We start from the raw sequence: 22314 nt of genomic DNA on the forward strand, positions 1-22314 counted from the left end.
AATTAAATACACAACAATGCGGAACGTACATTCTGTTATTTGTGATATAATGGAATAAATTAAATATTCATACATAGGAGGAATGTTATTTGAATGAAAAACAAGATATTTTTATATTATTGAAATGTGTAGAAAAGCAATTCGTAGAAAGCACTTTAGATGGTAATTTTTATTTCGCTAGAAATAGTTATTTTATAGATTTAGAAGAAAAACAGAGTGATAAGGGTATTGGTGATGAAAGGGAAGGTGTATGGAGTCGATTATTGAATCCACAAGAGGACCAGTTTTGTTTCATTACTGAAGAGGGAAAAGAATTTCCTCTGAACTTTGAAAAAGGAATTATGCGTCAAACACATAGCAATTTAAAAGATTGCCCAATATGCTGTTTTGTCATGCTTTCTTTAAAAAATGATTTTGATGTAGATGAAGAACAAAATATACTAACTTTGAAACCGGAATTAGAAAGAAAATTATCAGAGCAATTTGTTGGCAGAGATTTAATTATTTTTACAGATACGGATGGATTTATTGAGAGAATGGATGCAGCTTGTGAAAGACAGAATTTAAGCAGAATGCGTGGTAGAGTTAAGTATTATGATGATGAAACTGAATGTCATCCACTACCATTAGAAGAAGTAGAATCAAATCCAGCAAGAAAGCTTCTTTATAAGCGCAAATTCTTTGAATTTCAAAAAGAATTTCGTTATATTCTTAAAAAACCTCAAGATAAAGACATACCATTAAATATCGGAAATATTAGAGATATAGCTTATAATCTTGGAGAAATAAAAGCAGGGAAATTCCAAATTAGTATACATTATAGCAAAGAACTCATAGTATAATTTTTAAAATAAAAAAACACTCCTACGAGAGTGTTTTTTATTTGTTATCGATTGTCTTTTGATAATTCTACCATTTTATCGTACGCTTCTTTTTCTGTTGACGCTTCTAATTTTGTCCAAGAAACATACAAATTGTTTTGTACATCCATAGCAGAGCCCAAGAATTTTCCTTCTGACAATCTCACAAGTTTAATTTCCCAATGCTCGTTTATATTGTCGAGAGACAGCATATGATTATAATAACTTTTAATTTCTTTCATGTTTATCACTCCTTTTCATTTTATCTAATTCGACAAATGGTGATAATTTCCTTCAATATTCTAAAATAACAAACACCGTATTATTGTTACGGTGTTAAAATAGGTACTCGGTAAATCACCGAGTACCTTATAGGTAGGGACTGTTTTAGAGGGTACTGAACAAATCGTTCATGACCTTGAAGGTAGTAACCCAAATCCCACCTTGAAATAACAAAATGGTCTAATTTAAAATTAAACCCTTCATTTCATATCCTTCAACCATTCTTCACGTTGCAGTCGACGTTCCTCACGTTCTTGTTCAATTTTGATAGTATCACTATCTTTATGAAACAAATCGCACCACACGGTCATAGCGAACCAAGCCATCATTATTATCACTGATACGAATAGTAGTATCGTTTCAATTCGTGATTTCATTTTTTAAATAATTTGGCGTAAATTTCATCATTTCGTTTATTTATTTCTAACATATCTCGTATCAACTCAGGCGTTTCAACGAATACATATATTTGATATTTTTCATTTGAACGATTCCGCATTGTATGATGGAGCATGTGATTCATTTTTATTAATTCAATTGCTAAAGTTCGTTTATAAATATTCTTTAATTTCGGTTTCTCCTTCATTTGTATTTCTCCTTTAGAAATTGGTTATTTGAAGATGTGCCGAAAATCGGACACATCTTTGTTTCAAAAGATATCCCGAAAATTGGGGACATCTATCGAGAATCTGATACATCTCCACAAAATTGTGACGGTCTGAAACGTAAATTGTACGTGACAGATAGCAGACCGGAAAATTCGTCCGGTTAGGTCAATCATTTATTTGGTTGGAACTTAGCCCTCAAAATTTTCAATTCTTCCAATTTCTTTTCTAAATCTTCTCGTAGGAACAGGGACGTACAACCTTGTTTTTTTAAAGGAACAATCTTTCCTTTCTTAATCAGGTGTGACAATCTCGAGCGTGATATTCCAAGCAGTTCTAACGCTTCGGGTGTGGTTAAAATATTGTCGTAAGCCCATTTACGTTTGTCTATAGGTTGCATTATATATTCGTCATTCATAATATCACTCCTTATAAATAAAAAGGGTTCGGAAAGCCATTCCGACCCTCTAAAAATGTAAATCTAACATTGTTTGAAACAATGTTGGGAATTAAGCATCTAATGACCATTCAATTTGATATGGTTGTTCGTAATCAATTTCATTATATGATTCTTCCTCATTACATAATTCTTCGAGGAAATCCGCCACATCACTATAATGTTGTGAAATCAATTCTATTAGAAATGTAGCATTACGTTCTTTCAATATTTTAGCGGTCATTTCTAAATCGTCTATCAGATTGTATTGTTCGTTTGGGTCAAGATACCATTTCAAATACGCATGTATCATTGGTATATCGTTAGTCGAATAATCCGCCATTAACTTATTAATCATCGCTTTAATGGTTCGCCTGTTTATATCAAACACCACGTAGAATGTCCTCGATTTGTTCAGCAGCCAAATTATCGAACAATCGTATTATATTTAGCAAATCACAACTTCTCGTTTGTTCAAATATCTCCGCTAGTAGTTTCGTATCATTCAATAGACCCCATTCTATATACATTTCTAAAGTCCTAATCCCCATTTCCGAGTCCTTATGTACATAGAATAGTGTCGTTAGTGCTCCTATACATGAATGCACGCTTTGTCGTTTCATTTGTATCTCACCTTCCATATATTGGTAATTTAATAACTTCATTATATGACTCTAGAAACCTACTGACAAGAGGAAATAATCCTGTATGCAAAATGAGTACAGAACAAAAAAACGAACCAATAATATGGTTCGCTTTCTTTTATATTTTGTATTCCGCCCAATCTTTCAATAAGTTTCTCATTCTTTCTGATGGTATGTAACAATTCATCGGTCTTCCTTTACGAATGCAACCACGGAATAGGAATTGAATCAAATCACTTACCGCTAACAAATCTTCATCTACATGTACATTTCGTGTTGTGAAAAAATGCCTATCATTCGGATTCATAAAGCGATTAAACATATATACCATTGATTCACAATCAGCATAATCGTTTGTCGCTCTAGCATTGAATGGCAAATAATTATCCTTTGAGCGGTCATCTTTTTTATTAAATTTGCATTTTGGATTTTTTAACACTGGAGCGTATTTCTTTATGGTTGTCCAAAAGATTTTGTTATTATCGGTAGGACAAATGTTACGTAAATAATTGTTGGCATTATTTTTTAATTGCTTCAAATCTTCTTCTGGAGCATTGTCAAACCATGTGGATGATAGTTGATTACGTTTTTGTCTACTTGTCAATTTTTCTCGAGAGTCATAATTGGAGTTCATTTTGCTAATAGATTTACCATTTTGATAATCTTCATATACATTTAATAAATCATACATTTCTTTCCTTGGTTCTTTGTATTTATCATAAGGCACAATTGAATATCTATTTTCAACTTTGCTCACACTGAATTTTTCATATTTAACATTGTGCATGTCATAATAATTTCTTTGGTCTTGTCCATCGAACAAATACGTTAAAATGTATACTTCATCAAATGCTTCAAACGCTTTTATGTTCATTGTCCAATAAAACGCTTTTTCCTGTAGAATGAATAGATTTTCATTTTCCGCAATGATTTTAATATCACGGAATCTATCATCATTTTTATCTTCTCCATATTCTTCATCTAACCAAGTAACTTTTCCTAATTCACCTACTTCAATAACATTCGATTTCAATAGATACCCAATCTCTTTTTGACTGATATTGATTGCTTCAAGCACGTTCGCTACTTCATCCATAATTAACGTATAACCTTCTTGTTCAATCTCTTCTAAAGTTTCCACGTCCAATCGTTTGAACAGTTCATGAGTTGTAACGATTGATTTCCCCAGTTCCACGAGCATTTTGAAATGTTCGATTTTTGAACCTTTACCCTGTTGTGCATTCGGTTGAAAGAAATCCGCTTTAGTCGAATTGCTAACACGTTTAACTTCTTTAAGAAATGGTGTCACGTATATGTATTTTTTATCGGAAGTTTGACCGAATCCGTCCACTTTCTCCGAGTCGTTTATCATTTGAATTGCCCATGATGTTTTACCAGCACCACAGATGGCATCTATTACTTTAATTTTTGTTACATCATTATTCATTGTCTCTGATTCCTCCTTAAAATTGATAATACTATTGTATTGAAAAAGACCAAATTGTAAGGATGAATCGAGCAGAAACTTTAAATAATTAACGTTAGCACAAAATGGTGGCAAAAGTGTGAGAACGTTGACCAAAGAACCATTAATACCAATGGTTTGCTGAGTTTTCCTTATAAGTAAATATAGTATATTTGTGAGAACGTAAAACAACAACATTGCTCTGAGGTACGAAGTGCCGAAGAAAAGAACAACGCCAGTTGTTCCACAAAGTTTTGAATAACAATAATGATTTAATATGGTTACATCGTCTTGGACAGCGTGCTGTCCGCTTTCCTTTCGTGCTATCGCACTCAGGAGCAACGTTGTTTTTGTTTTTTCGATTTATATAATGAAGAGAAAAATCATTTTAACAAAATATCAAATGACACCTTACGAATACGATTCATTCAATATAATAGTATTACATTTCAAATAGCATCAAAAAAATAAAAAAGATGTCGAAATCGCCTTAATTTATAGGCGACCTACGTATATATATATTAGAAGGTTATGAAGCGTGACTTTTTGAAACGATAACAAAATTGAATATTAATATTCAAAAGAAAGGACAAATAATCATGAAAATCACACATGAAATGTATCAAAATTCAATGGAACGTTTACTGGAACTTTATGACGAATACAAAGAAATTGCACCTGATGAATTATACAATCACTTTAAAAATAGTCATTATGGTGTATTCGAAAAAGATGAAAGTTTCATTTCTTTAGAACATGGGAGTTTAATTGAAAAGAATTTGAAGTCAATTCCAAAAGTTGAAGTCATGTACATATTTAACGATTTTTACACGAGTGTCATTTATAACAAAGATGGTTCTTTATCAGTTCACGAAACTCTTGATACTACAGAAGACGGATTAAGCGTAATTGCTAACGTGTCTGATGAATCAGGTAAAATCGAATTTAAAGTCACAATTGAAACAACGTACAACTGAGTCACTTAGGTGGCTCTTTTTATTTTTATTAAAAGGAGAAGTTACCATGAATGAACAATGGAAACAGTTTGGTCAGAGTGCCAAACGAAAATATTATATATCACCACAAGGAAATGTTAAGTCAATAAGCATTGTTACTGGTATTGAACGACATTTGAAACCACTTACCGACAAAGATGGTTATCATTATGTGATTATCAAACCGATGAAAGCATATCGGATTAACAGATTGGTTGCACAAGCATATATACCAAACGTGAATAACAAACCTTTTGTTAATCATATTGATTTAAACAGAATTAATAATAATGTAGATAATCTTGAATGGGTAACACACAGTGAAAATATGAAACATTCATATAAACACAGGAAATTAAAGCAACTACAAAAATAGTTGTTTTTTATATACCCCCGTTATGTTTTAGAAAGAAAAATTAAGAAGAGCAGAGGACCAGTTGTACCTTCTCTTACACCAACTCTCCCTAAACGTCAAAGCGGTCTAAAATTATAAAAGGAGTAGATAATATGGCACGACCAAGAAAACCTGCGTCTTTAAAACAAGGACGCTCAGAATCATCTAAAGATTTGAAAGCTCGTCAGGAACAGGAAAAACGATTGATGGGAAACACGGATAAATTGCAAACTGTCCCTGACTATCTCGACCCACTCGCAAAAGCGTATTATAAATATTTAGTTACGGAATTAGAAATTAGTGGCGTATTAACGAACCTCGACATTCCTCTACTTGAACAAACAGCAGATGCTATGAGTAAAATCCGTCAATGTGACGATATTATCAATGCTGAAGGAATTAGAATCAAACAAAAAGATAAGTATGGAAAAGACGTTGTAAAAGAACATCCAACTGTCAAAACGAAAATGGCATATTTGGGGCAATTTAAATCATTGTCCACTCAACTGGGAATGTCACCATCTTCAAGAGCCCAATTAGCAGGTATGCAAATTCAGGCTAAAGAAGAAGAAGCAGACCCGTTATTACAATTGCTTAAAGCACATTCATAATGGAGTGTCGAAAATTCGGTTCTCCTAATTTTTTTAAAAAAGTTGCATTTTGCCCCTTACTTTTCTAACCACCACGTATATATATTATGAGGGCGGTTACGATATGTAACTTTCCAATTAACAACAGAGGTGATGCCCAATGGCAATGTTAGATAAATCACTGATTCAACATATCGGTGAAAAGAAATACTATGAAATCCTACGTACTTTAGAACTACAAGAAGCGAAATCATTTCGTTATTACGATAGCAAAGGCAAAGAACATAAATTAACACAAAAAGAAGCATTAAAAAGAGTCAACCGACGTATGCTCAAACACAATCAACCATCATATAAATTATCGTGGGTGAAAAAACATTGGAATAAATAGATGATAGCAAACACACCATCATCATTTTACAACCCACCCTCCATTTCAATTCATTTGATGGTGTGCTTGGTGTTATTTATAACACTCTTTTCTAACGGAATCCTTCCATTCCGTTGCTTATATCAAATACGAAATCAAGGTCAATATACTAAATTTATCGTTATTCAAAAGGCATGAATTTATCGTGTCTTTTCTAATATTGATAAACGATTACTACAGGATTAATACGCCTGTGGTTTTTTGCATTTTAAAGAAGAGGTGAAACTTATGGCAATCAGAGATTATTTAGATGGCCCAAAACGTGTAGCGGAGTTAGAAAAAGAATTAGAAACACGCACACAGAAATTAGAAAAACAAACAGAAAAATTAACAACACGTACTCAAGAATTGGAATCACATGCTCAAGAATTAGAAACACGAAATCAAGAACTGGAGACACAGTTATATACCAATTTTAATGAGGCATTCCAAGAATACAATAATTATATTAATCCAACAGTTGATAAAGTTTTACAATTACCAATCGCATCACAATGTATTGATATACTTTCAGGTTCAATCGCACAAATGCCAGTGTATTTATTCAAACGAAATAAAGATGGCAGTCGCACAGAAATTGAAGGCGATAATCGTGTGAAATTATTGAATGTAAAACCTAATGAGCACATGGGAGCATATCAATTTAAAAAACAAATCGTTCGTGACCATTTGTTACATGGTGGAGGTTATGCGTCTATTGAAAAAATAAATGAAGATGCTTTTGGGTTCGATGTCGATGAATTATATTATTTGCCCAAAAGAAATTTGAATATCCGAACAATAAAAGCGGATTACAAACCAACGGGTGCAAAGTTTGATATAACATCCGATGGAGACGGAACGCAAACCAAAAGTTCTATGAAAACTTTAGGTGAAGATAAAATTTTACGAGTGTTGAGAGATTCCGAAGATGGTTTTAAAGGAATTGGAATTTTGAAAACTGGTGAAGAAATTTTCCGACAAGCGTTACATGAAGCACAATTTGTAAATGGAATTTTTTCACGTGGTGCATTTCCATCAGGAGTACTAACAACAACTGCTCGATTATCGCAACCTACAATTGATAGATTGAGAAATGCATGGGCTGATTTGTATGGTGGCTCAAATAATTCTGCTAAAACAGTGATTTTAGAAGAAGGCATAGATTATAAACCATTACAACATTCACCTGTAGATATGCAGTTAAACGAAACGAGAAAAAGTACAAAAAGTGAAATTTGTAGTTTGTTCGGTGTGCCTGAATCCATGATTACTACCGCTGCCAATAAATACGGTTCGATTGAACAAAATAGTTTGCATTTATTAAAACACACATTGGCACCAATTATTAAAGCTTTTGAAGACGGATTGAATATTTCACTTCTCGACAAAGCGGAACGAGATGATGACTATTTCTTTGAATTTGATGTCGAGGAATTATCAAGAGCAACTGAGAAAGAACGTATTGAATCGTTTGTAACAGGTGTAAATGGTGCAATTTTAACAATTAACGAGGTACGTCAAAAACTTGGTTATGACAAAGTAACTGGTGGCGACGATTTATTAATGGGACTCGGAAAAGTTGCAATGAATACGGAAACTGGCAAAAAAACAGTTTTCAACCTCGGACAAAATATAACAACGGAGGACAAACCTAATGCAGAATCACAACAACCAAATAGAACTTAGAAATGTGAGACTCGACGGTGTTCAACAAAATGCCGATGGGTCTCTTTTTGTTTCAGGCTACGTAAATGAAACATCTACTTGGTCACAAACACTCGGTAGAAAAACAAAGTTTATTGAAAAAATCATGCCAGGTGCATTTAAACGTGCTCTTGAACGTGCCGAAAATATTGATTTTCTTTACGAGCATGACAACAACAAAATCTTAGCAGACACACGAAGCGGAAAAATGATTCTCCGTGAAGATGAGCGTGGTCTTTACATGGAAGCGACCATCAGCAAAACAACTTGGGGACAAGATGCCTTTGAACTTATCAAAGACGGAATCATTCAAAACATGTCATTCGGTTTCCGAGCGTTAAAAGACAAAGTTATCAAAGGAACAAACGGAATTTATGAACGTGTTGTACATGAACTTGAACTGTTAGAAGTGAGCGCAGTTAGAAAACCCGCTTACGTTCAATCATCAATCGCAGCCCGTTCGTTAGAAATTGTTGACGAAATAAATATTAAAGGAGATATCGGAAAAATGAATATTACGGAATTAAAAAATACACGCTTAGAAATAATCAAGCAAGGCAAACAATTAAAAGCGGAACAACGAAAACGTGACTTAGACGAATTTGAAAAAGCGGAAATGCGTGATTTATCAGAACGCCTTGAAGAAATTGAAGCACAAATTGAAAATTCTACGGAGGACGAACAACGTCATATCGTTGAAATCCCTGAAGAAATATCAAATGAACCAAGCACAGAACAACGAGCGATTCAATCGCTTATGAAAGGCGAAATTAATGATGAAGTTCGTACATTACAACAAAATTCAGATACTGGAGCATACTTAGTTCCAACTGTTGTTTCTGACCACATCGTAAAAATTGTTCATCATGAAGGAAACTTGTTTTCACGTACTAAACAATATGAAACTGTAAGCGGATTTTTAGAACTTTTACGTGAAGACAGCACTGGTAATGCTGGTTTTGTTGGCGAATGGGATGATGTTAAACCAACAGATTTAGCATTGCAAAAAATTCGCTTAGACCAAAAACGTGTTGGTTCAGCGGTTGAACTTTCAAATAAAGTTGTAAATGATGGTGGAATCAATGTTCTATCATACGCTTCAGAATTATTGGGTCGTCGACTAAGCAAAACAATTGATTATCATATTTTATTCGGTGATGAGAAAAAGAGTTTAGAAGGAATTTTAACTTTAGACGCTTTAGGGCAAGACAAAGTAACTGCCATCACATCAGCATCACAAACAACAATTGATTTTGAAGAGCTTTATGATGTCCTCTTAAGCGTTAATCCTGAATATCTCAATAATGCAGTTTGGGTGATGCACAGTGAAACATTTAAACACCTTACGAAAATGAATGACAACGAAGGTTATCCATTGATTTTACGTAAACAAGATGTTACTAAGGCATTCATTCAAGAATTGTTTAACATTCCAATTGTTTTTGACGACAACATGGAGCAAGTCGGTGCAGGTAAAACACCAATCCTACTTGGTAATTTCAAAGAAGGATATGCAACCCTTGTTAAAAAGGACTTCCACCTACAACATATTTGGAAAGACCGAATCAGCAAAACTAAACGCAGACATTTACTTATCTTGGATAAATATCTTGACGGTAAAATCATCCAGCCAGAAGCGTTTGCAAAATTAAAAATGGCAAAATAAATCAATTTGAGAGTCTCAACTATTGGGCTCTCTTTTTTTATGAAAAATATTGGAGGAATTTATATGACAACAAATTTAAATAAAACAGATGTCACGATTTCATTTGTGGCATCATCTGAAAACTTACCGCTTATCGCAAGCAAATTTGATATTTTTAAACACAAAGGAACAACTAACCGATTATTTGCAGTGGACGACAAAGAAGCAGAAATCGAGCCTGACGAATTAATCAGTAAAGATGTTGAATTTGAGTCGGTTACTTTCGACCAAAAAACAGTTTCTACATCAATTGAAATTACACAATTACTATTGAATAACACACCTATTGATTTAACAGGAATTGCTCAGGGAAAAGCGACACGTCGCATTCTTCGTACATTACAATCACAAGCATTCGGAAAAGGTAATGCTGATGGTTCAGGCAATCAAATGCAATCCATTTTCGAATATAACACATATGCAAGTAGAATCGCTGACATTAAAACGTTCTCTAAAGTTGATGAAATGTTTAATGATTTCGCTAACAGTTCTGAGAATTTACAAGGTGCTATTTTCGTTGTAGATAATGCCTTATTCGCTACAAATTTAGTTGACGTTGGTGGACAAGCATTATTAAAACCAACTATTACAAATGATGGTTCAATCGGCACAATTTATGGCATTCCTGTATTCGTTCAACCAATGAATGGTAAAGGAAAAATGGTATTAATGAATCCAAAAGCATATGCGGTTTCCGTAAACGATGAACTTTCCGCTGAAATAAATGATGGTAGCGAAGATACAGACGTTAGACGAGCAGGTTATACTTTCATTTATGCTGAAATCATGGCTAGTGGTATGGTAGCAAATCCACACGGAATCAAAATTCTAACGGATTTAACAATGTCAGCACAGTCTGTCGAAGAACCAAAAGCAAAACGCTCAAGAAAGGTAAAAGGTGAATAGTCATGGCAGTTGAATATAAAAAAGTAATAGCCATTAAATCTTTTAGTATCAATAGCGACCCTTACGCAAAACCGCCAACTCCATCTGCGGGTTTTTCTATAGGTCAAACGTATGAGATTGAATCGACAAAAGCAATCAATTTCATTTCGAGCGGACACGTAATTGATTATGATACAGCATTATCAAACGCAAAATGTCCACCAATCATTCGAACAAAAGCAATTCGTATCGGATAATCAGACGGAGTTCCTACTATGGGACTCCGTATTTTTTTTATGTGTAAAATGTGTATTTTATGAGATTTTCAAAGGTCAACTTTTTTCATATGGCTTCCTTACATTTCAAAGTAATACAATATAATAGTATTACAAGTTTGATTTTCTCATTCATTTATAATTGCATTCGCAGGATAACCACGTACTTGGAAACTACGTGGTTATTTTATTATGTATGTTATCGTTCATATATTATTTTGGATTTGCGCTTTAATGCGTTGCTAACGGTTAAATACCATGTTCTTTTAGATGTGTTCCAACGTTTAAGAGATAAAAACGAATGCCAGTCCAATTGGTATATTGCTTGTAGCGAAACATCTTCATCAAATAATACAATAATGGCGTATTCAAAAAGTTGTTCCTGTGGCATATCGGAGTCAGGGTCATTGAGACCATTAAACACTCCTGTCATTTTGGTACGCGTGGCTTTTATACTATACCGTTCATTTGTATCACTAATAGCATCTATGTGCTTCATTCCTATTTCCACCATACGCAAATTTGGTAGGTGTGGCGAATTACAGTAATGTTCAATTGCCACAGTTTCTCCCATGTCTCCCACAAAATTATTTGTCCTCGTAGCCCCACGCTTTTTAAACATCCTCATTAATTTACTATATTCTCCTAGACATTCAGCGATTGTCATACATTCATACTCTTCTTCAGATGGCATACATATCACCTCTTATATGGCATATATCATTATTACCACATTAAGGAAAAAATGTCATTCAAACGACTGTTCGTTGAATATTAATATTCAAATACATATTTTGTAAAGTGTGTTTATTATTCGCTAAAGTACCTCTAAAGTACCATCTTATATATATTATTAAGTTGGCAAGTTCTAGGTACTATACGGTTTTATTCGTGCAGCCATTCATAAAAGAATTGGTTCATTGGATTATCATATGTTTTTGTGCCATCACGGAACGATATGTGATTGATTATGTTATTAATTGTGCCACGAATGTATGCACCAATGTTATTAATGCCACGTTTATTTTTTATTTCATCAACCACTTTGAAAAACAAATTCTTATTGATTCCGTTTTTACGTGCAAATACATATTCATCATGTATTACATCATTGTTAACAATAGTATTATTTAAAGTTTTTTGTTTATCGTCTACTTCTTGAAAAGAAGTATTTTGATGTTCAGAAGGGTGTTCTATAGGTTGTTCTTGTTGTGGTTCGGTACATTGTTGTTCCACGATATAAACGTTAGCAGATTGTTGCTCGTTTTTACGTTTCGCTTCGTTGATTGATAATAGACCGATTTTCTCCATTAAAGCGAAAAAACGTCTAACAGTCGATAACGATATTTTCATATCAAAGCGTTGAGCAAACATCTTTTGAAACGTACTATATGCGACACTGAACACCCCACTTCCCTTTTTCGCTAAATCGGATATTAAATACACACATCTAATCTGTAGGTCACTATATTCCCATAGTTCATGAGCCTTTTGAATGAACAATTGAGCGTTATATTTTAATTTGGAATAACGTGTTAATTCTTCTGGTTTACCATTTAACAACATGAGTATTCTCCTTTTCATGGAGAAGAAACTTTGCTACAATGAAAAGACATAGCAAGTCCTTCTCGGATTTGTGCTGAACCGTTTATTCTCAAACTTTGGTCGGGGCGAGAATAAGCGGTTTTATTTTTATTTCCTTCTATTATTACGTTTACGATTGATTACATTTTCACTTCCAAAGAATCCATAAGTCGCATGTTTCTCTTGAACAGTAGTATCCGCTAAATGGCTATAGATGAGCACTGTTCGTAAATCAGCATGTCCAAGGATTTTCCGCAACGATTCAACGTCACCAGAAGATGATAAATAATGAGTAGCCGCTGAATGACGTATCAAATGTAAATAAAAGCGTTTTTTAATTTTTGCTTCGATGGCGTACTTTCTCATATCACGTAACACGTTGTTTTTACTTAACATACGACCACTTAATGACAAGAAAATTAAATCATCGACTTCACCTTCAAACGCTTCATTTTCCTCTAGCAATTGTATAAGTAAACGATATGTTTTATTTGATAATGGTACAGTACGAGTTTTGCGTGATTTGGCATTATTGGATTGAATAATTACCGCTCGATTTGTATGGTCAATATCTGATGGCGATAATAACAATGCTTCGGTGATACGAAACATGCCATCAACGAGAAGATGTAACAATACATAATCACGAAAGTGCTTGAAACTCTTATTAGAATACGCTTTTGCCACCTTTAATAAGTTGTTCAATTCATCAACTGAGAGAATATCAATTTGTGTGTTATCTTTACGAAATCCCTCGAATTTATTGAATGGATTTTTGTTGATGATTTCTTGTCGCAAACACCAATTGATGAATGTTTTCAAACGTTTGATTCTACTGGAAATTGTTTCATCCGCTAATCCAACAGTTTGAGCACTTTCAGGTACATAAGCATGACCATCAAAGCGTACATATTCATTTTTTAACCAGTAGACCCAGTCTGAAATGAAGTTTGTTGTAATGTCGGTCATATAAAATGTTTGAGCATTTTGTGTTTCATGAAATGCTTTAATGCTATTAAACATTAGAAGGAATTGATTCAATGATTTGGGGCGTAAATTCTGTTTCACTTTACTATCAATAAATCTTTCGAATACACGCTCAACAGAATCTTCTTTTGAAATTTTGCTAGTTTTTCGTTTGTGGGGTTGTCGTTTTTTTACGATTTCTTTTTCAGTGAAGTATGTTAAAGACATAAAAAAACCTCCTTCATTCTCATTTAGAGTTAAAGGAGGAGTTTCAATCAAAACTTGAGCGGTACTCACCGTTAGTTTTGGTCAAAATATGAAATTATCAACAGTTGATACAAAAGGATATGACCCCGGAGAGGCTCGAACTCACGACCTCCACCCTGTCAAGGTGGCGCTCTCCCTGCTGAGCTACGGGATCTTCAAAATGCGCATGTAACAGCATCTTTAAGTTAAAGTAATTATATATAAATGATTGGAAATTTTCAATATTTTTATATTAAATTTTTGATAGAAAAGTAGTTGTAATCGCGTTAATAGTGTATTAAGGAATTTATAAATAGAGAATTTAATGGAAAGTGTCGAATAAAGCGGTTGTATTATTTTTTTCAATACATGCACAAAATTTCGTCTTAGGGGTGTTATAAAATTCTTAAGTTGATGGATATGTGGTGAGCCCCCTATTACTATATAAAAAACTCTAAAATTAACTATCTATAAATGTAACAAAATACACAGAAGATAACATTTTCAAGATTAGTAGCTAATAAGCTGTTTTTTATTGGGAAAATGCTAGTGTTCATTCTAAAAATACAATTCTATTATTTCGTCTTAAGTAACTCCTTCTATCTTTAAATGTTCCTACCAAAAAAGTGAAATATATTTTAATAGTCTAAGCATTCTTTCATTTTTTTCATATTCTATTATTGAAAAAACAAAGAAAGGGTGGTCAAATGCCTCCAAAACCAAATGATAAAGGGGTTCAAGTGAATAACCCCGCTAGCGATGTAGATAATTTCCCTAGAATAACACAAAGTGAAACAAGTTTAGCTCGTTTTAAAGATTTTATTCTTTATGGATTTAATGATTCGAACAATCTAACTGGTTTTTCAGGGTTTGCTTTTTCCTCTGATTTAGGTAAACACTGGACAGATGGTGGTAGTATTCCTACAATTCCAGGACAAAGCAATGGGGGGGATCCTACTATTACTGTAGATAAAAAAGGTATATTTTATTATGGTCAAATTCATGACGGTCAAACAGGTATCACAGTTTCAACTGGAATAATTAATCCGAATAAAACTATTACAATGAATCAACCCCAATTCGTCGGTACTGTCGATGCCGATGGACTTCTTACAGATAAACCATGGATTACAGTAGGGTCTGATAAGAATAATCCAGGTAAGGAAGCTTTGTATGTCGTGTGGATTGATTTAATTGGAGATCCTGCTCGTCTTGGACAAAGGATTAAATTTTCAAAGTGGAACACGGGTGTGACAGTGACTCCTATTATTCAAAATGAGACTATACCTGCTGGTACCAATGAATTTTTTGGAGCTTTTCCAGTTGTAGATCCTCATGGGAATATATATGTCTTTTATGAGGATTTTTTACCAAACAGCTTTACAGTACCAAGAACTCCGAATCGTTCAATCCGGATGGTGAAGTCCACAGATGGTGGAGTATCGTTTCAAGCTCCTGTACAGGTTTCTAATGGTCTTTTTGCTGCAGCAGGTAACGCAAATTCCACAGCGTGTGGTAGCCGTAATGTAATTTCTGTAACACCAGAAAGAGTCATCAGAATGTTTGAAATTCCGCAAGCGACAATTGGACCAGATGGAACGATTTATGTTGTTTGGAATGCAGGTATAGTTATAAATAATAAGGTTTTCATCAATGTCTTTCTGGCACACAGCAAAGATGAAGGGAAAACTTGGACACAAGTGAATGTTACGCAGGACCATTCATCTTTTGCATTTTTTCCATCGGTAGCGGCAAACTCTAAAGGAGCACATATTCAATATAACCGTTTTAATGATCCCAAGGGAGATGGAGAAATTGGTGACGGAACATTCGGCGTATTTATGAAATCATTTTCTGTTTCTAAAGGTTTAAGTCAAGAATCAGTGGTTAGTAATCCCTCTTCCCCGGTTCCAATTACTGCACCAAGTCCAGATGCTGTTAGAAATTGCTATATGGGGGACTATAACCAAGTAATCACTGGTCCTGGAGATTCCCTGCTTCATGCCTGGAGTGATAACCGGAATACGTTGAACGGGCGAAATAATCCGGATGTATTCTTTAGAAAAACCGATTCAAAGAAGAAGCCGTAATCTAGTAATTCCTCTAATAAATCTCTTTTCGTTCGCTTCTATTATTTAGCATCATGGATCTAGACCAGTCCAACATTAGCCCCTTAATATTATCAAATCCAAATTATTAATTAAAACTAATAATTCTACATTTTGTTTTACTTTTGGATTACGAATCTCTTAATAAGAAAGTATCAAAATCAGTTCTTATATAAGGGATTACCGTACAAGCCCATCAACTTAAGAAATTAGTAGTCCCTCAAACCGAACAAAATTTTCGTTTTGAGGATACTTCAAAATATTAGCTTGATGGGTATGAGGTCTATTTAGTAATTTATGATCATTTACATATCGTTTGCTATTTTTTGCATGATAATAGATTTTCAGTTTCAATATGCAAACTGGCCAATATATCCTTTTTACAATTTACTTAAAATCATGTATAACAGAGATACAAGATTATTTTATAAATATTCAAAAGCAAAGGGAGAATTATCGTAATGGTAAGGAAGACGTTCAAGATGCGCGTATCTAGAAATAGAACGATTTCAATTAATGGCTCAATTCTTGATGTGGATGTTACACATGATGAGTTTTTGCAAGAGTTTGTTGAGTGGGTTGATTCTAAAGGTTGGTCGTTTATGGGGATGACCGATGAGATTACACCTGAGGAAGCTAGTCAAAATTTAATAGATTCATTGATTGATGAGAAGGATAAGAAAGAATAATTCTTTCTTATTTTTTATTGTATATTTATGTTCTTTATCGTAAAAGTATGATATAGTAAAAAACAGTGAATATTCTTCCAATTTAATACAAATTACATATAGATTGGTAGATTCAATTTTTAAACTGTGAGAGTATAGTGAAAAGGGAGAGTCATATGGTAAATTTAAAGAAAATTTTGGCTTTTATTACCGTTATTTGTTTATTTTTTTTGACACCTATGACGTTACGTGCTGAGACGAATGTTGGAGTGAATCCAGAACAAGTGGCACCACCACCTAAGGAAGGGCCAAATGTTTTTAGTCAGTTTGCAACTACGATCGATGCGAAAACTGGAGATATTTTGTACGATAAAAACGCACATCATCGGGCGTTTCCGGCTAGTATGACGAAAGTGTTAACGGCGATTTTACTTATGGAGCATACGAAGCCAGAGGATCAATTTACGTTTTCACAAGTAGCATTAGATCAAGAGAAGAGTAATTATCAAATTGAGTTTCAACCTGGTGAGACGATTAATAGAAATACTGCACTTATGATTTTAATGGTGCTAAGTGCGAATGATGTGTCGTATGCGATTGCGGAGCGTATTGGCGGAAGTGTTGAGAATTTCGCTAATATGATGAATGAGAGAGCGAAGCAATTAGGCGCTACCGACAGTCATTTTGTAACACCAAATGGATTGCATGATCCGAACCATTATACTACGCCATATGATATGGCTATGATTACGAGAGGTGTGCAAAAGTACCCTGAGATTTTGCAAGCGATGAATACGAAAAGGACGACAGTTACGACATCTAGGCAGACGGTGTCTATTTTTAATAAATCTACTTATTTTGAAAATCCATTTAGTATTGGCGGTAAGACAGGTTTTACAAATGAAGCGCGCAATACGCTCGTTCTATTAAATGAGAAGGATGGAAATCGTATTATAAATGTAGTAATGGCTTCTCAAAGACCTGAAATTTATGAAGATTTAAAGCAGATGGCGGACTATTCTTTTGGTCAATTTGTGAAGCAAACGGTACTAGATAAACATAGTTGGCATCAAAAGACAACGTATTTAAATAAAGACATTGATAGCGAACTTGAGCAAAGTGCAGAACTTATGCTTAAGAAAGATGAAGGAAAAAACGTAAGGACAATTTTCCGTGCGGCTTCATTAGATAAAGATTCTTTATATCATAAAGGAATTCATCGTGGTGAGGTAGTTGGGGCAGTTGATATCACAAAGAATAATCAAACAATTGCGACGGTTAATGTTCTTTCTAAAGAAGATGTTACTTTTGCGATGCCTAAAAAAGATACGATTGAGCCTGAAGTAAAGGAATCAAATGTGAAAATAATAAGCATTGGGATAGGTGCCGCTGTATTATTTGGAGCCATTTTATTTGCAGTGCTACGCCGAAATACAAAAGAAATGAAAGCAGAAGAAAAATAAATTACTAGTTAAAAGGCTGTGAAGAGACTTTGTCACAGTCTTTTTTATATATCGAAAATAACTAATAATTGTAAATTTTCTTATTGCATTTCCGGTTTGTTCGTTATATTATTTAGTTGTGTTCTTGTTAAAGAACGTAAGTGAATATTGCATACTTCAAATAATATAAAACAACGGAGAGGGAGAGATACGATGAAATTAATTTGGAAGGTGATTAGCAACGTTATCTCATTTGTTTTATTTGCATTGATGATTTGCTTAGCTTTTGTAGTTATTTCTTCAAAAGCGAGCGGCGGAGATCCAACAGTGATGGGATATCAATTTAAATCAGTGTTATCAGGATCGATGGAACCGACATTTTTAACAGGATCAATCATTGCGATAGAGCCGACGAAAGATGGTTCTAAATATAAAAAAGGTGATGTTATTACCTTTAAAGAGAAAGATGAAAAAATTATCACTCACCGTATTATCGGTGTAAAAGATACAAATGGAAAAGTAATGTATGAAACAAAAGGGGATAACAACAACGGTGCTGATTTAGAACCAGTACTTGCGGAGAATGTTATTGGGAAATATGCAGATATTACAGTTCCTTATGCAGGGTATGCATTAAATTATGCGAATTCAAAAGCGGGAGCAGCTTTGCTTCTTATTATTCCAGGAGTCTTTTTGCTAGGATATTCCGCTATTACTATTTTTAGTGCGATTCGTAGCATAGACGGAGAAAAGAAAGAGAAAAAAGTAGAACAATCCGTCTAGTTCATTTGGTTATACTTTCCGTTTAGGAAGTTGACAAATATATAAATCAAGGGGATATGGACATGACTTTAAAGAAAAAATTAGGGATGGGTATCGCATCAGCAGTATTAGGAGCAGCATTAGTTGGTGGAGGAACATTTGCGTACTTTAGCGATAAAGAAGTGTCAAACAATACATTTGCATCTGGGACACTTGATTTAGCACTAAACCCATCAACAATTGTGAAGGTGGATAATTTAAAACCAGGTGATACGATTGAAAAAGAATTTAAATTAGAGAATAAAGGTACATTAGATATTAAAAAAGTATTATTAACTACAGAGTATGATGTAGAAGATGTGAAGAAGGATAATAAGAAAGACTTTGGCGAAGACATTGAAGTAGTTTTCTTAAAAAATATTGATAAAAAAGATGAAGTAATTAAGAGAACGACATTGAAAGATTTGAAGAGTCAAACAGTGACTGCTGCAGAAAATGATTTAGTAAGTTGGTTATGGCCTGAGAAAGGTATTAAAGCAGGAACTAACGATTCATTTAAAGTGAAATTCCACTTTATTAATAAAAATGAAGCTCAAAACGAATTCCAAGGCGATAAACTTCAATTAAAATGGACATTTGAAGCACAACAAGGCGATGGAGTGGAGAAAAAATAAGTAGAAATAGAGACTATCAAAAATGATAGTCTCCTTTTCTGTTAAAAGGGAAATGTAAAAAGAAAGATAATTTCTTATATCATTTTATAATTCACTTTATTATAATAAAGATATAGTTCTTGATAAAGAACAAGTTGTTCGATAGGAGAGATTAAAATGCTGAAGCAACCGCGTAAATTCAAAAAGATGCTTATATTGCCATGTTTGTGTTCTATTACTTTTTATTTAGGCTCTCAAATGATGACTTATACAGAAGCAGCTTTCGTTCATGAAACGAAAGTAGCGGCTACTATTTCTACAGCAAGTATTTTTCCAAAAACAGTTGATCAATTAATAGAACAAGCTAAGCAGCATAAGGAAGTTATTTTGCATGAGTATAAAGAGATGAAATCAAAATTAAATGTTAGATCCACTCAGGAGATAGAACAGGCGCTTGTTATATGGAAGCAAGGTCGCGAGAAGATAGCTGCTGAGAGAGAATCGTTACAAAAAGTATATAAATCAATAGAAGAACCGTATAATCAAGTACAAGAAGAGTTAAAAGGACATACAACTGAATCGAATAAGCAAGTATTCTCGTATGTGAATGCTGGCTTCCATATAGTAAAAGAAAACTGTGAGTATATTGATAAAGAAGTTAATTTACAAGTGATTGATAAACAAATTCAAGATTTTGAGAAATTACTAGTAGATGAAACAGCAAAACAAGTGAGTGAGGCTGAGAAGCAAAAAGAACTAGAAGAGAAGAAACAAGAGGAAGCGAAAAAGCTAGAAGAGAAGAAACAAGAGGAAGCGAGAAAGCTAGAAGAGAAGAAACAAGAGGAAGCGAGAAAGCTAGAAGAGAAGAAACAAGAGGAGGCGAAAAAGCTAGAAGAGAAGAAGAAACAAGAAGAACAGAAATAAAGATAGCAAGTAAAATACAGCGACATTTCAGAGCGAATAGAGGTTCTGAAGCCGAGTAGGTGAGAGCGTATTGCGACTCACCTATTCGGCGTGTCATCTTTATTTTAACAATGCATGTTAAAATAAAGATACGAGAAAATTAATTGGCGGTATGATGGTGAAGGATAATAATTAGTATATATAAGGAAATTAATTAACGTTCTTTATTCCGCTTTATTTTTTTAGAAATTTCGGAATAATATTGAGAAATAAAAACAACTGAAAATATTAATAAATATTTGTTGTATTTATATAGGTATGTTCGTTATAATGAACATAAGGTTTTTAAAAAAGAACAAATATTAGCTAAGCTAATATAGCTTTAGTTATATCTCTTATTGTAAATAAGAGATAGCAATAAAAAATATAAAAAACAGCTAGGGGGAATTGATTGTGAGTCTGAAAAAGAAATTAGGTATGGGAGTTGCATCAGCAGCATTGGGGTTATCTTTAATTGGTGGAGGAACATTCGCATACTTTAGCGATAAAGAAGTATCGAACAATACATTTGCAGCTGGGACGTTAGATCTTACATTAGACCCTAAAACGCTTGTAGATATTAAAGATTTAAAACCAGGGGATTCTGTTAAGAAAGAATTCTTATTAAAGAACAGTGGTACGATAGCAATTAAAGATGTTCAATTAGCAACAAAGTATACTGTGACAGATGCAAAAGGTGACAATGCTGGTGTAGACTTTGGTGAGCATATTAAGGTGAAATTCATTTGGAATTGGGATAAACAAAGTGAGCCTGTATATGAAACAACATTAGCTAAGTTACAAAACGAAAAGCCAGATGTTTTAGCTAAAGCAATCTTTGCTCCTGAGTGGGGAGAAAACGGTGGCTTAGATGCTGGTACAGAGGACTATTTATGGGTACAATTTGAATTCACAGATAATCAAGAAGATCAAAATAAATTCCAAGGTGATTCATTAAACTTAGAATGGACATTCAACGCTCATCAAGCAGATGGCGAAGAAAGATAATAAATAAAAAAAGCGGATATCCCCCGCTTTTTTTTATAAAGAAAAAAGAAGTGCCGATTGTAAGCACTTCTTTCTATTTATTATTTTTGATCTTGCTTCCATTTTGTAAATTCAAGAAATTCACGAAATTGTTCTTTGGAGACACCTGAGCTCATTGCATCTTTAACGAGTTGTGTCCATTCGGAGTCTAAGTGATTTTCCTTTGTTGTTTCATCATGAAGTAAAGTATCAACTGGAATTTGTAGAACTGCTGCGATCTTTTCAAGAAATTGAATGGAAGGGTTTTTTTGTAAATTTCGTTCTATAGAACTAATGTAAGATTTAGCAACGCCAGCTTTTTCGGCAAGTTCAGTTAATGAAATACCTTTTTGTAAACGCAGGCGTTTTATACGTTCTCCAATCATATTTGCGCACCTTTCTATCAATATGTCGTCGTCTTATGATGTCATTATTATAACATAAACTTCGCTAAAAAGAACAAACCTATTGAGCCTGAGTGGCCGGCTTCATACGTTGGAAAAAATGTTCGATATCTTGTAGTGCAATACCAGCGTCTAGAGCTTCAAGTATTAAATCAATCCATTCTTGATCCAATGCGTCAGTCTTATCTTTGTACAAATGTAATTCCTCCCTAATTATCGGTCATAACTGCTGCTACAGAATACGTGATAATACAATCAGAT

Annotated in this window: 28 protein-coding genes and 1 tRNA gene; 16 read left to right on the forward strand and 13 right to left on the reverse strand. The window is 33.8% G+C overall.

The features are described 5' to 3' along the window. Positions 1-89: 89 nt before the first annotated feature. Complete coding sequence (locus FH036_RS19115) at positions 90-842, forward strand: hypothetical protein (RefSeq protein WP_139896112.1); 753 nt, start codon at positions 90-92, stop codon at positions 840-842. Between the two features lie 44 nt (positions 843-886). Here FH036_RS19115 and FH036_RS19120 read toward each other — a convergent pair whose 3' ends face one another. From FH036_RS19120 to FH036_RS19145, 7 genes are all read right to left on the reverse strand, one after another. Beyond that, positions 887-1102: a hypothetical protein gene (locus FH036_RS19120; protein WP_139896113.1), complete on the reverse strand. Its 216-nt coding sequence runs from the start codon at positions 1100-1102 to the stop codon at positions 887-889. Between the two features lie 240 nt (positions 1103-1342). Next, positions 1343-1519 (reverse strand): hypothetical protein, encoded by a 177-nt coding sequence (locus tag FH036_RS27185; RefSeq protein ID WP_180358385.1) that lies wholly within the window; start codon positions 1517-1519, stop codon positions 1343-1345. Then, a complete protein-coding gene (locus FH036_RS19125) occupies positions 1516-1728 on the reverse strand; it encodes a hypothetical protein (RefSeq protein WP_071715914.1) in 213 nt (70 codons plus the stop codon). The genes FH036_RS27185 and FH036_RS19125 overlap by 4 nt, the downstream gene beginning before the upstream one ends. Positions 1729-1919: 191 nt before the next feature. Further along, on the reverse strand, positions 1920-2165 hold the full coding sequence (locus FH036_RS19130) for a helix-turn-helix domain-containing protein (protein WP_139896114.1): 246 nt from the start codon (positions 2163-2165) through the stop codon (positions 1920-1922). Between the two features lie 91 nt (positions 2166-2256). Continuing rightward, the gene (locus FH036_RS19135) at positions 2257-2526 is read right to left on the reverse strand and encodes a hypothetical protein (RefSeq protein WP_139896115.1); all 270 of its coding nucleotides are present in this window, start codon (positions 2524-2526) and stop codon (positions 2257-2259) included. A 40-nt stretch (positions 2527-2566) separates the two neighbouring features. Next, positions 2567-2806, reverse strand: coding sequence for a hypothetical protein (locus FH036_RS19140; protein ID WP_139896116.1), 240 nt, complete (start codon positions 2804-2806; stop codon positions 2567-2569). 139 nt (positions 2807-2945) lie between these two features. Beyond that, positions 2946-4274 (reverse strand): hypothetical protein, encoded by a 1329-nt coding sequence (locus FH036_RS19145; protein ID WP_139896117.1) that lies wholly within the window; start codon positions 4272-4274, stop codon positions 2946-2948. A gap of 617 nt (positions 4275-4891) precedes the next feature. Between FH036_RS19145 and FH036_RS19150 the strand changes: the two genes are divergently transcribed. The 8 genes from FH036_RS19150 to FH036_RS19185 all read left to right on the forward strand — a co-directional run bounded on the left by FH036_RS19150 (position 4892) and on the right by FH036_RS19185 (position 11234). Next, entirely contained in the window at positions 4892-5269 is a 378-nt protein-coding gene (locus FH036_RS19150) for a hypothetical protein (protein WP_139896118.1), read from the forward strand. Between the two features lie 46 nt (positions 5270-5315). Continuing rightward, positions 5316-5663, forward strand: coding sequence for an HNH endonuclease (locus FH036_RS19155; RefSeq protein ID WP_180358386.1), 348 nt, complete (start codon positions 5316-5318; stop codon positions 5661-5663). Between the two features lie 131 nt (positions 5664-5794). Beyond that, positions 5795-6292: a phage terminase small subunit P27 family gene (locus FH036_RS19160; RefSeq protein ID WP_139896120.1), complete on the forward strand. Its 498-nt coding sequence runs from the start codon at positions 5795-5797 to the stop codon at positions 6290-6292. Between the two features lie 139 nt (positions 6293-6431). Continuing rightward, on the forward strand, positions 6432-6662 hold the full coding sequence (locus tag FH036_RS19165) for a hypothetical protein (RefSeq protein ID WP_139896121.1): 231 nt from the start codon (positions 6432-6434) through the stop codon (positions 6660-6662). A gap of 267 nt (positions 6663-6929) precedes the next feature. Next, complete coding sequence (locus FH036_RS19170) at positions 6930-8369, forward strand: phage portal protein (RefSeq protein ID WP_139896122.1); 1440 nt, start codon at positions 6930-6932, stop codon at positions 8367-8369. Then, the gene (locus FH036_RS19175; RefSeq protein ID WP_139896123.1) at positions 8338-10053 is read left to right on the forward strand and encodes a phage major capsid protein; all 1716 of its coding nucleotides are present in this window, start codon (positions 8338-8340) and stop codon (positions 10051-10053) included. The genes FH036_RS19170 and FH036_RS19175 overlap by 32 nt, the downstream gene beginning before the upstream one ends. Positions 10054-10116: 63 nt before the next feature. Continuing rightward, positions 10117-10998, forward strand: a complete 882-nt coding sequence (locus FH036_RS19180; RefSeq protein WP_180358387.1) for a phage major capsid protein — start codon at positions 10117-10119, stop codon at positions 10996-10998. A 2-nt stretch (positions 10999-11000) separates the two neighbouring features. Beyond that, positions 11001-11234, forward strand: a complete 234-nt coding sequence (locus FH036_RS19185; RefSeq protein WP_139896125.1) for a hypothetical protein — start codon at positions 11001-11003, stop codon at positions 11232-11234. Positions 11235-11451: 217 nt separating this feature from the next. Here FH036_RS19185 and FH036_RS19190 read toward each other — a convergent pair whose 3' ends face one another. The 4 genes from FH036_RS19190 to FH036_RS19205 form a co-directional block, all read right to left on the reverse strand. Further along, entirely contained in the window at positions 11452-11946 is a 495-nt protein-coding gene (locus tag FH036_RS19190; RefSeq protein ID WP_139896126.1) for a DUF6998 domain-containing protein, read from the reverse strand. A gap of 191 nt (positions 11947-12137) precedes the next feature. Further along, entirely contained in the window at positions 12138-12818 is a 681-nt protein-coding gene (locus FH036_RS19195; protein WP_139896127.1) for a hypothetical protein, read from the reverse strand. 126 nt (positions 12819-12944) lie between these two features. Beyond that, positions 12945-14030: a tyrosine-type recombinase/integrase gene (locus FH036_RS19200; protein WP_257469621.1), complete on the reverse strand. Its 1086-nt coding sequence runs from the start codon at positions 14028-14030 to the stop codon at positions 12945-12947. Between the two features lie 120 nt (positions 14031-14150). Further along, positions 14151-14223: transfer RNA gene (locus FH036_RS19205), tRNA-Val, on the reverse strand. Between the two features lie 532 nt (positions 14224-14755). Between FH036_RS19205 and FH036_RS19210 the strand changes: the two genes are divergently transcribed. From FH036_RS19210 to calY, 7 genes are all read left to right on the forward strand, one after another. After that, the gene (locus FH036_RS19210; protein WP_138322290.1) at positions 14756-16138 is read left to right on the forward strand and encodes an exo-alpha-sialidase; all 1383 of its coding nucleotides are present in this window, start codon (positions 14756-14758) and stop codon (positions 16136-16138) included. A 479-nt stretch (positions 16139-16617) separates the two neighbouring features. After that, the gene (locus FH036_RS19215; protein ID WP_000251865.1) at positions 16618-16845 is read left to right on the forward strand and encodes a hypothetical protein; all 228 of its coding nucleotides are present in this window, start codon (positions 16618-16620) and stop codon (positions 16843-16845) included. 155 nt (positions 16846-17000) lie between these two features. Continuing rightward, positions 17001-18287 carry a D-alanyl-D-alanine carboxypeptidase family protein gene (locus FH036_RS19220; protein ID WP_139896129.1) on the forward strand — a complete coding sequence of 429 codons (1287 nt, stop codon included), beginning with the start codon at positions 17001-17003 and terminating at the stop codon, positions 18285-18287. A gap of 192 nt (positions 18288-18479) precedes the next feature. Further along, the gene (gene sipW / locus FH036_RS19225) at positions 18480-19049 is read left to right on the forward strand and encodes a signal peptidase I SipW (RefSeq protein ID WP_000767806.1); all 570 of its coding nucleotides are present in this window, start codon (positions 18480-18482) and stop codon (positions 19047-19049) included. A gap of 62 nt (positions 19050-19111) precedes the next feature. Further along, a complete protein-coding gene (locus FH036_RS19230) occupies positions 19112-19702 on the forward strand; it encodes a TasA family protein (protein WP_139896130.1) in 591 nt (196 codons plus the stop codon). A 156-nt stretch (positions 19703-19858) separates the two neighbouring features. After that, entirely contained in the window at positions 19859-20605 is a 747-nt protein-coding gene (locus FH036_RS19235) for a DUF4047 domain-containing protein (RefSeq protein WP_139896131.1), read from the forward strand. 432 nt (positions 20606-21037) lie between these two features. Then, positions 21038-21631 carry a biofilm matrix protein CalY gene (calY, locus tag FH036_RS19240; protein ID WP_000053733.1) on the forward strand — a complete coding sequence of 198 codons (594 nt, stop codon included), beginning with the start codon at positions 21038-21040 and terminating at the stop codon, positions 21629-21631. Positions 21632-21711: 80 nt separating this feature from the next. On the opposite strand, the gene FH036_RS19245 is transcribed toward calY, so the two are convergent. Further along, positions 21712-22035, reverse strand: coding sequence for a helix-turn-helix domain-containing protein (locus tag FH036_RS19245; protein ID WP_000578882.1), 324 nt, complete (start codon positions 22033-22035; stop codon positions 21712-21714). Between the two features lie 79 nt (positions 22036-22114). Continuing rightward, a complete protein-coding gene (locus FH036_RS19250; RefSeq protein ID WP_000276215.1) occupies positions 22115-22249 on the reverse strand; it encodes an anti-repressor SinI family protein in 135 nt (44 codons plus the stop codon). Positions 22250-22314: the final 65 nt, after the last annotated feature.

The organism is Bacillus sp. CD3-5 (genome assembly GCF_006349665.1).
GTDB classification, from domain to species: Bacteria; Bacillota; Bacilli; order Bacillales; family Bacillaceae_G; genus Bacillus_A; species Bacillus_A paranthracis.

Excerpts from the sequence above, each read along its gene's own strand:
- FH036_RS19180 (WP_180358387.1), top strand. The coding sequence starts at position 10,117 with ATGACAACAAATTTAAATAAAACAGATGTCACGATTTCATTTGTGGCA.
- FH036_RS27185 (WP_180358385.1), bottom strand. The coding sequence starts at position 1,519 with ATGAAATCACGAATTGAAACGATACTACTATTCGTATCAGTGATAATA.
- FH036_RS19195 (WP_139896127.1), bottom strand. The coding sequence starts at position 12,818 with ATGTTGTTAAATGGTAAACCAGAAGAATTAACACGTTATTCCAAATTA.
- FH036_RS19140 (WP_139896116.1), bottom strand. The coding sequence starts at position 2,806 with ATGAAACGACAAAGCGTGCATTCATGTATAGGAGCACTAACGACACTA.
- FH036_RS19190 (WP_139896126.1), bottom strand. The coding sequence starts at position 11,946 with ATGCCATCTGAAGAAGAGTATGAATGTATGACAATCGCTGAATGTCTA.
- FH036_RS19145 (WP_139896117.1), bottom strand. The coding sequence starts at position 4,274 with ATGAATAATGATGTAACAAAAATTAAAGTAATAGATGCCATCTGTGGT.
- FH036_RS19230 (WP_139896130.1), top strand. The coding sequence starts at position 19,112 with ATGACTTTAAAGAAAAAATTAGGGATGGGTATCGCATCAGCAGTATTA.
- FH036_RS19120 (WP_139896113.1), bottom strand. The coding sequence starts at position 1,102 with ATGAAAGAAATTAAAAGTTATTATAATCATATGCTGTCTCTCGACAAT.
- FH036_RS19170 (WP_139896122.1), top strand. The coding sequence starts at position 6,930 with ATGGCAATCAGAGATTATTTAGATGGCCCAAAACGTGTAGCGGAGTTA.
- FH036_RS19150 (WP_139896118.1), top strand. The coding sequence starts at position 4,892 with ATGAAAATCACACATGAAATGTATCAAAATTCAATGGAACGTTTACTG.
- FH036_RS19175 (WP_139896123.1), top strand. The coding sequence starts at position 8,338 with ATGCAGAATCACAACAACCAAATAGAACTTAGAAATGTGAGACTCGAC.
- FH036_RS19160 (WP_139896120.1), top strand. The coding sequence starts at position 5,795 with ATGGCACGACCAAGAAAACCTGCGTCTTTAAAACAAGGACGCTCAGAA.
- FH036_RS19210 (WP_138322290.1), top strand. The coding sequence starts at position 14,756 with ATGCCTCCAAAACCAAATGATAAAGGGGTTCAAGTGAATAACCCCGCT.
- FH036_RS19135 (WP_139896115.1), bottom strand. The coding sequence starts at position 2,526 with ATGGCGGATTATTCGACTAACGATATACCAATGATACATGCGTATTTG.
- FH036_RS19215 (WP_000251865.1), top strand. The coding sequence starts at position 16,618 with ATGGTAAGGAAGACGTTCAAGATGCGCGTATCTAGAAATAGAACGATT.
- FH036_RS19220 (WP_139896129.1), top strand. The coding sequence starts at position 17,001 with ATGGTAAATTTAAAGAAAATTTTGGCTTTTATTACCGTTATTTGTTTA.
- FH036_RS19125 (WP_071715914.1), bottom strand. The coding sequence starts at position 1,728 with ATGAAGGAGAAACCGAAATTAAAGAATATTTATAAACGAACTTTAGCA.
- sipW (WP_000767806.1), top strand. The coding sequence starts at position 18,480 with ATGAAATTAATTTGGAAGGTGATTAGCAACGTTATCTCATTTGTTTTA.
- FH036_RS19200 (WP_257469621.1), bottom strand. The coding sequence starts at position 14,030 with ATGTCTTTAACATACTTCACTGAAAAAGAAATCGTAAAAAAACGACAA.
- FH036_RS19185 (WP_139896125.1), top strand. The coding sequence starts at position 11,001 with ATGGCAGTTGAATATAAAAAAGTAATAGCCATTAAATCTTTTAGTATC.
- FH036_RS19235 (WP_139896131.1), top strand. The coding sequence starts at position 19,859 with ATGCTGAAGCAACCGCGTAAATTCAAAAAGATGCTTATATTGCCATGT.
- FH036_RS19165 (WP_139896121.1), top strand. The coding sequence starts at position 6,432 with ATGGCAATGTTAGATAAATCACTGATTCAACATATCGGTGAAAAGAAA.
- FH036_RS19130 (WP_139896114.1), bottom strand. The coding sequence starts at position 2,165 with ATGAATGACGAATATATAATGCAACCTATAGACAAACGTAAATGGGCT.
- FH036_RS19155 (WP_180358386.1), top strand. The coding sequence starts at position 5,316 with ATGAATGAACAATGGAAACAGTTTGGTCAGAGTGCCAAACGAAAATAT.
- FH036_RS19245 (WP_000578882.1), bottom strand. The coding sequence starts at position 22,035 with ATGATTGGAGAACGTATAAAACGCCTGCGTTTACAAAAAGGTATTTCA.